The organism is Peribacillus sp. YIM B13472, from assembly GCF_042788005.1.
Lineage (GTDB): Bacteria > Bacillota > Bacilli > Bacillales > DSM-1321 > Peribacillus > Peribacillus simplex_E.
The window spans coordinates 40073-53040 of sequence record NZ_JBHZPG010000027.1 but is presented as its reverse complement, the minus strand read 5'-3'; the positions used below and the strand labels follow the sequence as shown (position 1 = coordinate 53040).

Annotated in this window: 17 protein-coding genes; 7 read left to right on the top strand and 10 right to left on the bottom strand. The window is 41.6% G+C overall.

Annotated elements, in window-relative coordinates; translation table 11 throughout:
- Positions 1-14 precede the first annotated feature (14 nt).
- The 4 genes from ACFX4I_RS18850 to ACFX4I_RS18835 all read left to right on the top strand — a co-directional run bounded on the left by ACFX4I_RS18850 (position 15) and on the right by ACFX4I_RS18835 (position 3755).
- Entirely contained in the window at positions 15-1634 is a 1620-nt protein-coding gene (locus tag ACFX4I_RS18850; RefSeq protein WP_230302725.1) for a DHA2 family efflux MFS transporter permease subunit, read from the top strand.
- Between the two features lie 18 nt (positions 1635-1652).
- Entirely contained in the window at positions 1653-2183 is a 531-nt protein-coding gene (locus tag ACFX4I_RS18845; RefSeq protein ID WP_063234827.1) for an NAD(P)H-dependent oxidoreductase, read from the top strand.
- A gap of 13 nt (positions 2184-2196) precedes the next feature.
- Positions 2197-2544, top strand: coding sequence for a hypothetical protein (locus tag ACFX4I_RS18840; protein ID WP_309519441.1), 348 nt, complete (start codon positions 2197-2199; stop codon positions 2542-2544).
- Between the two features lie 293 nt (positions 2545-2837).
- Entirely contained in the window at positions 2838-3755 is a 918-nt protein-coding gene (locus ACFX4I_RS18835) for an EamA family transporter (RefSeq protein ID WP_377422282.1), read from the top strand.
- A gap of 80 nt (positions 3756-3835) precedes the next feature.
- On the opposite strand, the gene ACFX4I_RS18830 is transcribed toward ACFX4I_RS18835, so the two are convergent.
- The 5 genes from ACFX4I_RS18830 to fabL all read right to left on the bottom strand — a co-directional run bounded on the left by ACFX4I_RS18830 (position 3836) and on the right by fabL (position 8120).
- Positions 3836-5584 carry an ABC transporter ATP-binding protein gene (locus ACFX4I_RS18830; protein WP_377422280.1) on the bottom strand — a complete coding sequence of 583 codons (1749 nt, stop codon included), beginning with the start codon at positions 5582-5584 and terminating at the stop codon, positions 3836-3838.
- Positions 5585-5832: 248 nt separating this feature from the next.
- A complete protein-coding gene (gene ntdP, locus ACFX4I_RS18825) occupies positions 5833-6363 on the bottom strand; it encodes a nucleoside tri-diphosphate phosphatase (RefSeq protein ID WP_063234823.1) in 531 nt (176 codons plus the stop codon).
- A gap of 234 nt (positions 6364-6597) precedes the next feature.
- Entirely contained in the window at positions 6598-6852 is a 255-nt protein-coding gene (locus ACFX4I_RS18820) for a YgaB family protein (protein WP_063577340.1), read from the bottom strand.
- Between the two features lie 161 nt (positions 6853-7013).
- The gene (locus ACFX4I_RS18815) at positions 7014-7289 is read right to left on the bottom strand and encodes a gamma-type small acid-soluble spore protein (protein WP_230302722.1); all 276 of its coding nucleotides are present in this window, start codon (positions 7287-7289) and stop codon (positions 7014-7016) included.
- A gap of 81 nt (positions 7290-7370) precedes the next feature.
- Complete coding sequence (gene fabL, locus ACFX4I_RS18810) at positions 7371-8120, bottom strand: enoyl-[acyl-carrier-protein] reductase FabL (protein WP_230302721.1); 750 nt, start codon at positions 8118-8120, stop codon at positions 7371-7373.
- Positions 8121-8189: 69 nt separating this feature from the next.
- On the opposite strand from fabL, the gene ACFX4I_RS18805 reads away from it, so the two are divergent.
- Positions 8190-8414 carry a hypothetical protein gene (locus tag ACFX4I_RS18805; RefSeq protein WP_076371141.1) on the top strand — a complete coding sequence of 75 codons (225 nt, stop codon included), beginning with the start codon at positions 8190-8192 and terminating at the stop codon, positions 8412-8414.
- 81 nt (positions 8415-8495) lie between these two features.
- Here ACFX4I_RS18805 and ACFX4I_RS18800 read toward each other — a convergent pair whose 3' ends face one another.
- Positions 8496-8765, bottom strand: a complete 270-nt coding sequence (locus ACFX4I_RS18800) for a hypothetical protein (protein WP_377422277.1) — start codon at positions 8763-8765, stop codon at positions 8496-8498.
- Between the two features lie 49 nt (positions 8766-8814).
- Complete coding sequence (gene mutY / locus ACFX4I_RS18795; protein ID WP_230302719.1) at positions 8815-9933, bottom strand: A/G-specific adenine glycosylase; 1119 nt, start codon at positions 9931-9933, stop codon at positions 8815-8817.
- A 206-nt stretch (positions 9934-10139) separates the two neighbouring features.
- Here mutY and ACFX4I_RS18790 point away from each other — a divergent pair, with 206 nt between their 5' ends.
- Positions 10140-11117 carry a metal-dependent hydrolase gene (locus tag ACFX4I_RS18790; RefSeq protein WP_076371135.1) on the top strand — a complete coding sequence of 326 codons (978 nt, stop codon included), beginning with the start codon at positions 10140-10142 and terminating at the stop codon, positions 11115-11117.
- 55 nt (positions 11118-11172) lie between these two features.
- Here the strand turns inward: ACFX4I_RS18790 and ACFX4I_RS18785 are convergent, their stop codons facing one another.
- Positions 11173-11439 carry a YfhJ family protein gene (locus ACFX4I_RS18785; RefSeq protein ID WP_098370609.1) on the bottom strand — a complete coding sequence of 89 codons (267 nt, stop codon included), beginning with the start codon at positions 11437-11439 and terminating at the stop codon, positions 11173-11175.
- A gap of 113 nt (positions 11440-11552) precedes the next feature.
- Between ACFX4I_RS18785 and ACFX4I_RS18780 the strand changes: the two genes are divergently transcribed.
- Positions 11553-11708 (top strand): small, acid-soluble spore protein K, encoded by a 156-nt coding sequence (locus tag ACFX4I_RS18780; RefSeq protein WP_034305387.1) that lies wholly within the window; start codon positions 11553-11555, stop codon positions 11706-11708.
- 42 nt (positions 11709-11750) lie between these two features.
- On the opposite strand, the gene ACFX4I_RS18775 is transcribed toward ACFX4I_RS18780, so the two are convergent.
- Together ACFX4I_RS18775 and recX are read right to left on the bottom strand one after the other, a co-directional pair.
- On the bottom strand, positions 11751-12062 hold the full coding sequence (locus tag ACFX4I_RS18775; RefSeq protein ID WP_034305394.1) for a YfhH family protein: 312 nt from the start codon (positions 12060-12062) through the stop codon (positions 11751-11753).
- A 75-nt stretch (positions 12063-12137) separates the two neighbouring features.
- Positions 12138-12935 (bottom strand): recombination regulator RecX, encoded by a 798-nt coding sequence (gene recX / locus ACFX4I_RS18770; protein WP_309519437.1) that lies wholly within the window; start codon positions 12933-12935, stop codon positions 12138-12140.
- Between the last annotated feature and the right edge of the window lie 33 nt (positions 12936-12968).

Below are 12968 nucleotides of genomic sequence, written 5' to 3'. Positions count from 1 at the left end.
AGGCTTTTCAATAAATGGCTTCTCAAACCATCTCAGTAAATGAAAACAAGGGAATGAAACAGTTTGCCCCCATGTTAATTATCTTAATGCTAGGTTTGTTCATGGTCATTTTGAATCAAACTCTGCTTAGTGTCGCCATGCCGAGGATGATGGCAGAATTCAATGTAGCTGCGACTACGATTCAATGGTTATCAACTGGATTCATGCTCGTGAATGGAGCCTTGATCCCACTGTCCGCTTTTTTAATAGAACGGTTTGGCACGCGGATTTTATTCCTTGCTGCCATGTTTCTATTCACTGTCGGGACATTCATCTGCGGCATTGCACCTAATTTCCCCGTCATCCTTACAGGCCGGCTGATCCAGGCGGCTGGCGGCGGGATCCTCCAGCCATTGGTCATGACGATCATCCTTTTCATCTTCCCTCCGGAAATGCGCGGGAAAGGAATGGGGATATTCGGACTGGCCATTATGTTTGCCCCTGCCATCGGCCCGACTTTATCAGGTTGGGTCATTCAGGAATATAGCTGGCGGGTCATGTTCTACGCAATGGTGCCATTAGGCATGATAGTCATAATACTTGCGCTTTTACGCATGCATAATGTAGCAGAACCAAAGAAAATCAAATTGGATTTATTGGGCGCCTCTTTATCCTTGCTAGGTGTTGCATCATTACTATACGGTGTCAGTGAAGCAGGTTCCAAAGGCTGGACGGATTCAATCGTTCTGGGAACGATCATCATCGGGCTGATCCTATTGACCCTATTTGTGGTTCAACAGCTAAAATCGGAAACACCTATGCTCGACTTCCGTGTATTCAAGTATGACATGTTCGTATTATCGAATATCATTTCCGCCATCGTCACAGTGGCCATGTTTACCGGGATATTCTTATTGCCAATATATTTGCAGACTTTAAGAGGCTTCACACCAGTTCAATCCGGTCTATTGATGTTACCCGGAGCCCTTGTGATGATGGTGATGTCACCCATTTCAGGAGCATTATTTGACAAGATCGGTCCTCGTCCATTAGCACTTTTTGGTTTAGCGATCACTGCTGTCACAACCTTCGAATTTGCTAATTTGACTACGGAAACGACCTATTCGACTTTGGTCATCATCTATGCCATCCGTGCACTTGGAATGTCTTTACTGATGATGCCGATCATGACAGCTGGGATGAACCAGCTTCCTAAGCATTTGAATACACATGGTACGGCAATGAGCAATACGCTGAAACAAGTTACCGGAGCCATTGGTACGAGCTTCGTGACGACCATTTATACTACCCGTGCTTCTTTCCATGGAACTGCTTTAGGAACGGAAATGAGTACGAGTGATCCCGGTTTTGTTCAGAACTTCCAAACAATCGTCCAATCCATCATGAGTTCGATGAATCAAACTAGTGAACAGGCACAGGAAACTGCCATGTCGCTGATTTCTTCACAAATCCAGGGTCAAGCAAATGTGATGGGAATCAATGATGCATTCTTTTGGGCAACAGGCTTCGCAATTGCCGGTATCGTTCTCTCATTGTTTTTGCGTGACGTTCGGAAGGACAAAGCAATGAAAAAAGCTAAACAGGAACATTTGGATGTACCTTTGCTTCCTTCACCAGTAAAAAAATCGGTTTAACTAAATGGGGGAATAAAAATGAAGATCTATGTTGTTTACGACAGTGAAGGTAACCATACGAAAGCACTTGCCGAATCAATAGCTCAAGGAGCCGCTGCGGTTCCTGGGGCTGAGGTTCTCATTGACCATGTAAACGAGGCGGATGTTTATAAGCTTCAGGAAATGGATGCAATCATTTGGGGCTGTCCCGGTCATTTCGGCACCATCAGTTCGAGTTTGAAAACATGGATTGATAAACTTGGGTATCTATGGGCGGAAGGTGCGCTGATCAATAAAGTGGGGGCTGTATTCTGTACGACGGCCACCGTACATGGCGGACTCGAGGCTACCATGCTGAACTTAATCACCCCAATGCTTCATCAAGGCATGATCATAGTCGGCTTACCCGGCACTGTCCCGGAAAACGCCTTATATGGTTCCTACTATGGAGTAGGGATAAGCTGTCCGCCCGGTGTGGATGACAATATCACCAAAAATGACTTGCAGCTTGGAGAAGCATTAGGAAAACGGGTAGCCCATGTCACCCGTTCATTCATAAACGAGCTCTAGGAGGCTTGATTCAATGGGCATAATTCTAATTATCATCGTTGCCATAATAGCGGTTACTGGCTTGATCACATTCAATATCAAAGCCTTATCACCTGAAGATAAGCCGCCGGGTGTCGAGGAAGAGAACTCATTGGAAGAGTCCTCTTTCTCTTCGGCAGATGATACTGTTACCGAAATCATCTCCCCAACAGACAATGATGAATTGAAAATGAAAGATCAGGATTATCGTTTGGCTCTTTCCAAGCTTCACAATCAAAAGCCAAATGATGAGCCAACTGCAGAAAAAAAGCCTAATCTTCGCAAAATGAAAGACGCGGAATATCGTGGTACATTGGAAGACTTCCAGGAAAATCGTGACTGAAACACATCCCCCCAAAGAGGCTATTCGCCTCTTTGGGGGTTTTCAATTACTATGCATAAAAGAGACATTTCCGACCTCTGCCACCGCCTTTAGCTTAAAGATTGACTGCAGGCCTAACTTATTTTTCTGGTTGACAAATATTCACAAAGACTTTAAGCTAAGGTAATGCAACACAAACAATTTTTTAAACTCAGCTTTTGTTGAGAGACGGAATTTTAAAAGGATTTCCTTTTTTCGTTCGTCACTTGCCTTTTTGGCAGGTGGCGATTTTTATTTTTACAGGGGTGAAAAACATGCAACTTTTGAAGTATTCCATAATGGTCTTAATCGGTTCGATCTCATATGGCACTTTATCCACGATGATCAAGTTTGGATTCATGGATGGCCATTCTTCCGGAGAACTGGTCGGCAGTCAATACCTCGTCGGTTGGCTGATTGTCTCCGTGTTATTTCTTTTTTCGTTTAAATATAAAGTTTCATGGAAGAGTGCCGGATTACTTTTAATCACGGGCATGATGTCCACTTTCGTCGGAAAGGCATATGCCGTTTCCGTATCCGAGCTTCCCGCTTCGATTGCCGTTGTCTTTTTATTTCAATTTACCTGGATAGGCGTCCTTATTGAAAGCTTCTTAAATAAAAGACGCCCGGATAAAAATAAACTCATTGCCATTTTCGTTCTTTTCATTGGTACATTATTGGCAGGGGCGATCTTTGGTCAGCCTCTATCTAGCCTAAGCCTAAAAGGCGTATTGTTCGGACTATTGTCTGCATTGCTTTTTGCGCTGTATATGTACTGCAACTCTCAATTCGCTGTTGGGGAATCTTCCATGAAACGGCTGTTTTTCATTGCAACGGGTGGTATGCTGACTGCTGTATTCACGACTAACCCCGTCACACTTGTAACGAATCTTGTCCAAACGAACCTATGGTACTACGGTCTGCTGCTCGGCACTTTCGGTGTTTTAGTTCCTTTCTTTTTCTTTGCTGTCAGTTTACCGAAAGTGGGGGTCGGGCTTGGAACGATTCTTTGTGCTGCGGAACTGCCTTCAGCGATGGTCGTTTCCGTCATCTTCTTGAATGAACAGGTTACGTCACTGCAATGGTTCGGGATGTGCTTGATCATCGTCGGCATCGCCTTGCCTGAGGGAATAAAGCATCTGCCGCATTTCCTTCCTGGAAAAAAAACGCTGCATGAAAAAAGGATTTCATAACGTGCTTGCACAAGTTCGTATCAGAATAAAAAAGAAGGCCATTCCTTTAGCGGAATGGCCTTCTTTTTCATCTTGTATCCTTAAGAATCCAATTGTTGCACTTGAAATAGGTTGTAGTAATTCCCTTGCTTTTTCATAAGTTCTTCGTGTGTTCCCATTTCCGTAATTTCCCCATTATCTATATGAACGATCCGATCGGCATGGGTGATGGTTGATAACCGATGGGCGACGATGATCGTGGTCCGGTTTTTCGCCAAAATATCCAACGCCTCCTGGATAAAGTGTTCACTTTCCAAATCCAATGCGGAGGTTGCTTCGTCGAGAACAAGTATTGGCGGGTTTTTTAAAAATACCCTCGCAATGGCCACCCGTTGCTTTTGGCCCCCGGATAATTTAACTCCCCGCTCCCCGACTTTCGTTTCATATCCTTCTTTTAAACCCATGATGAAGTCATGGGCATTCGCCGCCTTTGCCGCTTCAAACACTTCTTCATCACTTGCATCAGGTCGTCCCATAAGGATGTTGGCCTTAACCGATTCACTAAATAAGATATTATCCTGTAGAACCATTCCTATTTTATCTCTTAGGCTGCGGACTTGATATTTACGTATATCCGTCCCGTCCAATAATACCCTTCCCTCCGTCACATCATAGAAACGGGAAATCAAACTGACGATCGAGGATTTCCCTCCTCCGCTCATTCCGACAAGTGCAATGGTTTCCCCTGGTTTAACATCCAAATTTATATGTTTCAAAACGGGTGGCTCTTTCTCGTCATAAGCAAACGATACATCCTGAAAGGTTATTCGGCCATCCACATGCTTCAGCTCTTTCGCCCCTGGTTCATCGTCGATATCATACTTCTCATCCACAAACTCAAAAACCCTGTCCATGGACGCCAATGTCTGGGTCATTGTCGTCGAGGAGTTAACTAAACGTCTGAGGGGATTATATAGCCGGTCTATGAAACCGACGAAAGCAACCATGGTACCCAGTGACAATTGTTCATGAATGACCTGATAACCGGCAAATCCTATCACGAGGAGGGGGGCAATATCCGTAATCGTATTCACGACAGCAAATGACTTAGCATTCCAGCTCGTATGCTTTAGGGCCTTATCGAGGAAATTCTTGTTCTGCTTCGCAAACAATTCCTGTTCCCTGTCCTCTATCGCAAAGCTTTTGATGACTGACATCCCTGAAACCCGTTCATGAAGGTGACTCTGTACATCCGCCAACGCTTGGGACCGAATCCTTGTATAGGTTCTCAGCTTGCCGAAGAAATGCTTAATCGAAAATGCGTAAAATGGAAGCATGATGATGGATACAATGGTTAACTTCACGTCCATCGTAAACATGATGACTATCACTATGATGATCGTTGCGATATCGAGCCAAAGGTTCATCAGACCCGTGATGACAAAGTTCTTCGTTTGTTCCACATCCGTGATCATCCTTGAAATGACCTCGCCCACCCTTGTATTGGAATAATATTTAAAACTCAGTTTCTGTATATGAGTAAATAAATCATTACGAATATCATATAAAATTTTCGTTCCGGTCCATTGAGCGAAATATTGACGGTAATACTCAATCGGCGGTCTGACTGCAACGAAAATGAATATCATGATGCCCATTGCCCATAAAAGGCGTTCAGACTTCACGGCTTTGGACAGGTCACCATTTCCGATGATGTCATCCACAATATACTTACTGAGCAATGGAAGCAAAAGCGGAATCGCGAACTTTAGCAATCCTATCAGTACCGTCCCGATTATCTGCCATTTATATGGTTTGACGAATTGCAAATATCTCTTAATGCTCCCCACGGATTTCCTCCTTTTCTGAATCATTAAATCCAAATGATAATAAAAGTCCATAACAGTCAATTTGGTATATGCACCATTCAATTATATTTTCCTTTTCGATGATTAACTATCAAAAGGATTTCATTCACTAACTTTCATAACCATTTATAGGAGGTTTAATGGTTCCTGCATTCTTGAAAGATTGAATCAGATGTGTAGGCACGATACATAATGAAAAAGCCTGCCAATTATGCAGCAGGCCTTTTCTATCATCGATAGGTTAAAAAGCGTTCGTACCAACTATCAATAAACTCTGCGGAGAATGGTCCTTTTCGCTGGCGTATCATATAAATCAAATAGTCTACGTTCTGTTTCAATATTGAATCGATGGCATCCGGGTAATTCATTTCTTTCCGATGCCTTTCATATTCATCCTCATCCAGCAAATTAAACGTCATATCTGGGAATACTTTAATGTCCAGGTCATAGTCAATGTATTTCAATGCTCCCGATTCGTATGTGAACGGCGAACTGATATTGCAATAATAATAAACCCCGTCCTCTCTCAACATACCAATAACATTAAACCAATACTTTGAATGAAAATAGCAAATCGCCGGCTCTCTCGTAATCCAGGTCCTTCCATCTGATTCCGTTACCATAGTACGGTCATTCGCTGCTATCACCAGATTTTGGGTCCCTTTTAAAACGGTCGTCTCTTCCCAGATACGATGGATATGTCCATTATGTTTATAGCTATGGATTTGGATTTTTCCTCCTTCGGCAGGAACAATCCCCATTTATCTCTCCCTACTTTCTATAGACACCCTGACAGCGTACTGTGCCCTATTCCGTTTGCAGTTGTTGTGTGTATTTAAAAATATATACTTTTTTCCATTTACCCTATATTCCTTTATTATAGCGATTTATTCATAAATTTAAAACAAAAGTGGCTAATCTCCCAGTGAAAATGTGTAAATAAGTCGAAAAAGTCTGACCATCCACCCATTTTAACTAAGAAATTAGCCGGTTATTTATCGTATGGCAGCCTGTCCTTGCTGAAAATAACGGATGACTTCTTCCGTTTGTTTCTCGAACATATCATGGATACTTTTCAATTCCTGCTTTTTAAGTTGAATCTCTTCCTGAATGGTGACTGCTTCACTCTCCTCTTCCAGGGCAAGGAGTTGCTTCTCTATATCTTGGCATCTTTCGATTTCGGATTGTAAAAGTAAAAGCTTATCCATCGTTTTCAACTGGTTGTTTATAAGCCGGTTAAATTCCTCCATGAAACACCTTCCTAAACTGTATTTTTTCTATAGTATGTATATTCTATTTTTATCCGTTTTCTCCTTTGACATAATATGTAAACACGACGAAACATTTGTCGAATCCAATGTAAGGCAAAAAAAAAGCACCCTTCAAAAGAAGGATGCTTTTTCATCGGCGATTAGCCTTGGCTTTTATTGCTTTGAGATTTTTGGTTTTGTTGTTTCACTTCTTGAACGTTAGTTTCAGAAGCAAACTCTGTACCGAATTGGCCTTGTGCTTGACCTTGACCTTTTTTTTGCTGAGATTGCGCGTTTTGTTGTTTCACTTCTTGAACGTTAGTTTCAGAAGCAAATTCTGTACCGAATTGGCCTTGACCTTGTTGAGATTGCGCGTTTTGTTGTCTCACTTGTTGAACATTAGTACCTGCTTGTGATTTATTCATGTTTTTAGCCATTGATATCACCTCCACGATAATAAGATAACCATTATCCAGGAGTGTTATCCAACTAAAAACATTTAAATTATTCCAGTTACATTAAACAAGCAATGAAATGCCTCCATCAACTATTAAAGTTTGTCCACGAATCATACTTGCTCCATCGGAAATTAAAAACAGGATGGTATTCACCATATCTTCCACCTCGACCATCCGTCCAGCCGGAGTCTGTTCTGCCGCCTCGGCAAGCATTTCATCCCGATTCGGGAAAGACTTCAGGGCATCTGTATCGATCACACCGCCTGAAACGGCATTGACACAAATATTTTTTGCAGCCAATTCGACCGCTAAATATCTTGTCAGGGCTTCAAGCGCAGCCTTGGAAACTCCAACAGCCGTATAATTTTTCAAATAGCGAATGGATCCTAGTGAACTGATGCTGACGATTTTCCCCCCGCCGTTCCTCTCCATTAATTTCGCCGCTTCCTGTGCACAGAAAAGGAGGGCTTTTGTATTGATGTCCATGGTCCAGTTCCAATGGGATTCCTCCAGCTCCATCAACGGACGCTGCACTCCTGAGGCCGCATTATTGATGAAGATATCCAAACGTCCATAATAAGCATCGATTTCCTCGAACATGCTTTTCACTTTCGCAACGTCACCGACATTTGCCTTAACTACAAGGGCTTTACGCCCCAACGCTTCAATTTCGGCTGCCACTTCTAATGCTTTTGACTTGCTCCGGGCATAATTAATAACGAGGTCGTAACCTTCCTCTGCAAGCCTTATTGCCGTGCTTCTGCCTAAACCTTTACTGCTACCTGTAACGAGTGCCACTTTTTGTTCCATTCGTTTATTCATCCTTTCTGAGTAAACACCGAGTAATAAAAATCATTTTTTTTAAGGAGTGTTACTGTTATGTATGTTGGACGTGATATGACAGAGTTGTCGATGATGAAAAAATCGGATTGGGAAAATAGTGAACTTGCCTATTTTCATCACTCCCTTCAACAAATGGTACCTTATTTAAACCAAGAAGGACAGAGTATCCATAGCGAAATCGTCAAAGAAATTGAAAATAGAGGCGGACTTAACAGGCAGGAAGCCGATTATACTCATGGAACGAAAACCCTTTATGATTGATTCTATACGGATATGGCTTTGAAAATCAACAAAAGTAAGAGGATATCTTAGCGGATATCCTCTTTCATGCTCCCAATATCACTAGCACCTTTTTTTAATCACAATTTTTTTATATGACGTTATAGCCATTGCGCAAATCAGGGCTGTCCCCAAGAATGTTAACGAATATAAAGAAGGTGAAATTACCTTACCGAATACCGTTTCATTCTGAAGTGCCCCTGCTTGTTCCCACGCATTTTCAATGTCCGGTTTATATCGGCTCGTTTTTAGGGACCCAACCATTAGCGCACTCCCAAAATATAAAGCATGAATGATGATTGAACCCATGAATGCTTGAATGACTATCCTCATTTCCATGCCCCCAATACCCTTATATTACCACACAACCAAATGAGAGCCTTTATTCAATACGTTCTTTTTCTTTATACGCCTTCATCATTTTTTGGTGGGAAACCGGAAATGCCAACTCCTCCATCTCTGCTTCACTGACCCACTTAAGTTGCTGTTCTCTTAGTGTCTCTTCACTGATGGCCTCTTTGACCACTCCGATATATGTGTCCACTTTCCAAACGAGATGTGAGAAAACATGTTCAATTCTCACAAGTGATTCGGTGATTTCAGGTTTGACGCCATACATTTCCTGAAACCGACTCTCGAAGAATTCCCGCTTATGCAAAAGGGATGAATGGTTTTCGAAGTTCGGATATTCCCAAAGATTTGCAAGCAATCCTTCTGATGCTCGCTTGTGAATTAAATATTCACCTTTTTCATTCTTTAAAACGGCCGCTACAATCGGTACATCCCGCGTTTTTTTCTTTTGGATTTTCACCGGCAACTCCGACTGGACCCCGGATTCAAATGCTAGACAATGACTTTGAACGGGACATAATAGACAGGCAGGCTTACCCGGTGTGCAGATTAATGCTCCAAGTTCCATCAAGGCTTGATTGAATGCAGAGGTATGTTCATGATCGATCAGCTTTCTGACGGCAGCTTCGAATGTTTTTCTTGTCTTCGGCTTTGCTATGTCTTCATATATCATCAATATCCTTGATAAAACACGCATGACGTTTCCATCAACGGCTGGTTCAGGCTTGCCGTATGCGATACTAAGAATCGCACCAGCTGTATAAGGGCCGACACCTTTCAATTTTGAAATTTCCTCGGGATCATCCGGTACGATTCCATTATAGGATGCCTTCACTTCCTGAACGGCACTATGCAGATTCCTTACACGTGAGTAATATCCCAGCCCTTCCCATGCCTTTAGGATTTTCTCTTCATCGGCATTGGCAAAATCCTCGAGTGTTGGGAACCATTCCACAAATCGGTTGAAATAAGGAATCACCGTGTCCACTCTCGTTTGCTGCAGCATTATTTCAGAAACCCAAACACGGTATGGATCCTTATTTTCCCTCCATGGCAATTCTCTTTGTTCTTCGAGAAACCAGGAAACCAAATCTTTTTGAAATTCTTCGATTTTTATTTTTTCTATTGTCGGGATCGTTATTTCTTTCACATCAGTTCCTCCAAAGATGTTAAACTCTTATCAAAAATGGGAATACCTATAGTAGGTCATTCTTTTTTTAATATCATGTTCATATCCATTTATTTGTAACGGGCACGAAAATAAGTAAAAATTTTATTCATTTGATGGTTAATATATAAATACGGTATGATGAGAGAAGACCATTTTTTTCAAATTGTGGCAGGGAGGTTAGTTTTTTGGATACAGGTACTCACTTTGTCATGGGAATTGCTCTTGGAGGTCTTGCCACATTAGATCCTGTCATTGCGCAGAGCCCAGTCACTGCAAGTGCAGTCATAGCAGGTACGATATTGGGATCACAAGCTCCAGACATTGACACCGTTTTAAAATTAAGGAATAACGCTGTATATATTCGAAATCACCGTGGAATCACGCATTCCATTCCCGCTGTTTTACTTTGGCCCTTGATTATCAGCGGAGCACTTTTCGCCATCATACCTGAAGCAAATTACCTTCATCTTTGGCTTTGGACCTTTTTAGCCGTATTCCTTCATGTATTCGTGGATATATTCAATGCTTATGGGACCCAGGCTCTTAGGCCAATTTCATCAAAATGGGTAGCTTTAGGGGTCATCAATACATTTGACCCGTTCATTTTTGGAATACATGTTGCCGGCCTGATATTATGGGGCTTTGGATTTCCTCCAGGCTATTTATTTCTTTCCATTTACGGAATACTCGTCATTTATTACATTTCCAGATTCAGGGAACAAGCTTTTATAAAAAAAGTGGTCAAACGGCAAATTCCTGGAGCAAGGAAAATTCTTTTATCACCGACCATGCGTTTTCACCGCTGGAAAATTGCGGTGATTACCGAAAAGAATTATTATGTGGCACGAGCCGATAATGGATATGTGACGATTCTTGATACGTTCGATCGAGTGCCATTACCTGAAAGTGAAATTCTCGAAGCCGCCAAGAAGGATATCAACTTGGCAGCCTTTCTTTCCTTTTCCCCGGTTTACCGCTTTGAAATTGAACAGATAAAAGAATATTATGAAGTCCGTTTTATCGATTTAAGATACCGAAGCAATGGATATTACCCGTTTGTGGCAGTAGTCCATTTAGACAGCGAATTGAATATCTTGAATTCTTATACCGGCTGGATCTTTAGCGAAGCGAAACTGCAGAAGAAATTGAATATTATTTTGTAGTCGCTGTATATTGAAAAAGAGCTGATTCCAGGGAACTCCTCTGGAATCAGCTTTTTTAATGCAGTCGATTCTGCTGATTTAATAACTGTCGATATTTAGGGTTCTTTGCAATGAATTCGTGGAATTGCTCACCATAGTTATCAATCCAGGTCCTTACAACGCGCGATGTCATTTCTTCTCCGGCATATTCATGCCCAGCCTTTGCATAGGTCGCTTCGAAATCTTCCCATAATAATTCCACCCAAGTCAAAGCTTGCTCATACGTGATGTGTTCATTTTTCTCAAGCAGTATCTTGGTTAATCTTTCATGGTAATCATTCATTAGAACCACCTCATTGCCAATATTTTTACAGAATGAACTATACTGTCCCATACCCATACTAGTTGTAAGCGGAAACGCTTCTTTCTTTAATCTGATGCTTGGAGGAGAAAAATTTGCGAAATAAACAAAAAGGATTCCCCAACCAAAACAATAATAAATTCCAAGGCGAGCCTCGTGCAAAGGCAAGATATGCTTCAAAGCGTGCAGATGGCAGTATTAATACACACCCTCAAGAAAGAATGAAAGCATCAAACGAGCGATCGAATTAACTGGTACACCAGAAGGAATCGGGTTTCTTCCCCGGTTCCTTTTTATTTCAGCATTGAAATCGGAAGTGCTTCTTCCTTACCGCTACCACCTAAGCGGTAACCCCAGGCGAATACGCCATTCATATAATCAATTTTGAAATAGACTCCGGGATCTCCGTCAATTTGATATATTTCACCTTTTTTGAAATCATCCGGATTTAACAAATAGGCCTTGGCCATCGTCACTTTTCGTTCCAATACGGAGTATTCATTAACCATTCCCAATTGCTCTGCTTTTCTCGCTTTTTCAGTCAACGCTGCAATTTCCTGTTGTAGTTCATAGGCGGACAACTTGCTGTATCTTACGTCGCTCATATATATGACTCCTTAAATGAAATATTAATTTACTTCTATATTAAACAAAATTTAGTGATTTGGCTATCTATGCACTTAATCCCCATCAGGATTGGAAAGATAACGCTCAATCAATTCTATTGGAAAACCTTTTCGGTATAATGCCTGCTTCATTTTTTGTTCATATTCGAAGCCTTCATGGTTTTTATATCGGCGTTGCATTTTTTCGGCATGGTGGCAAAGAGAATCCCATTGTTCATCTTCATCCTTTTCAACCGTCACATCTTCAAGTGCTTCATGGATGACATCTCTAGGGAAACCTTTTCGTAACAAGGTTTGTTCAACTTTCAGCCTTAAAGCTCGTTCGGAAATGTTTTTTTCCTTTTTGACCGCTTTTCCAGCAAGTTTCCTTGCATGTTCAATCTGAATATCATAGGGGTATTCCTTCAATGCCTCGACAACCAACTTTTCTTGCACCCCTTTTTCCTTAAGCTCGAGCTTAAGGGTAGTGGGCCCTTTATTGCCTCCATTCACATGGGTCCGTACGTAAGCCTTGGCAAATTCAAGGTCATCTAAATAGTTAAAACTGTATAGTTTATGTATCGCTTCTTTAATGATCGGCTCTTCCGTCTCCTTCTTTTTTAAATAAAGGCGAATTTCCGATTCCGAGCGCATACGGTATGATAAATAATTAAGTGCATCGGTAAATGCTTTTTGGATTTCGTCATGGAATTGTATTTCAGCCAAAAGCAGGTCATCAAGTTCCATACCCTTTTTCAAATGAAATTTCAATAGCACTTCTTCATCTACACTGAAGGCATATTTTTCGTCAACGAAAATGTTATAACGATCTATACGTTTCTTTTGGGTTGTTATTTTTGTTATGTTTGGCATAAATCCACCCCCACCCCTACTTTACCCCTTTAC

What these genes read in the sequence shown, in the direction of transcription:
- recX (WP_309519437.1), bottom strand. Translation starts at nt 12,935, where the DNA reads ATGCCAAACATAACAAAAATAACAACCCAAAAGAAACGTATAGATCGT.
- ACFX4I_RS18850 (WP_230302725.1), top strand. Translation starts at nt 15, where the DNA reads ATGGCTTCTCAAACCATCTCAGTAAATGAAAACAAGGGAATGAAACAG.
- ACFX4I_RS18845 (WP_063234827.1), top strand. Translation starts at nt 1,653, where the DNA reads ATGAAGATCTATGTTGTTTACGACAGTGAAGGTAACCATACGAAAGCA.
- ACFX4I_RS18775 (WP_034305394.1), bottom strand. Translation starts at nt 12,062, where the DNA reads ATGAGCGACGTAAGATACAGCAAGTTGTCCGCCTATGAACTACAACAG.
- ACFX4I_RS18800 (WP_377422277.1), bottom strand. Translation starts at nt 8,765, where the DNA reads ATGAGGATAGTCATTCAAGCATTCATGGGTTCAATCATCATTCATGCT.
- ACFX4I_RS18805 (WP_076371141.1), top strand. Translation starts at nt 8,190, where the DNA reads ATGTATGTTGGACGTGATATGACAGAGTTGTCGATGATGAAAAAATCG.
- ntdP (WP_063234823.1), bottom strand. Translation starts at nt 6,363, where the DNA reads ATGGGGATTGTTCCTGCCGAAGGAGGAAAAATCCAAATCCATAGCTAT.
- ACFX4I_RS18835 (WP_377422282.1), top strand. Translation starts at nt 2,838, where the DNA reads ATGCAACTTTTGAAGTATTCCATAATGGTCTTAATCGGTTCGATCTCA.
- ACFX4I_RS18815 (WP_230302722.1), bottom strand. Translation starts at nt 7,289, where the DNA reads ATGGCTAAAAACATGAATAAATCACAAGCAGGTACTAATGTTCAACAA.
- ACFX4I_RS18820 (WP_063577340.1), bottom strand. Translation starts at nt 6,852, where the DNA reads ATGGAGGAATTTAACCGGCTTATAAACAACCAGTTGAAAACGATGGAT.
- fabL (WP_230302721.1), bottom strand. Translation starts at nt 8,120, where the DNA reads ATGGAACAAAAAGTGGCACTCGTTACAGGTAGCAGTAAAGGTTTAGGC.
- ACFX4I_RS18840 (WP_309519441.1), top strand. Translation starts at nt 2,197, where the DNA reads ATGGGCATAATTCTAATTATCATCGTTGCCATAATAGCGGTTACTGGC.
- ACFX4I_RS18785 (WP_098370609.1), bottom strand. Translation starts at nt 11,439, where the DNA reads ATGAATGATTACCATGAAAGATTAACCAAGATACTGCTTGAGAAAAAT.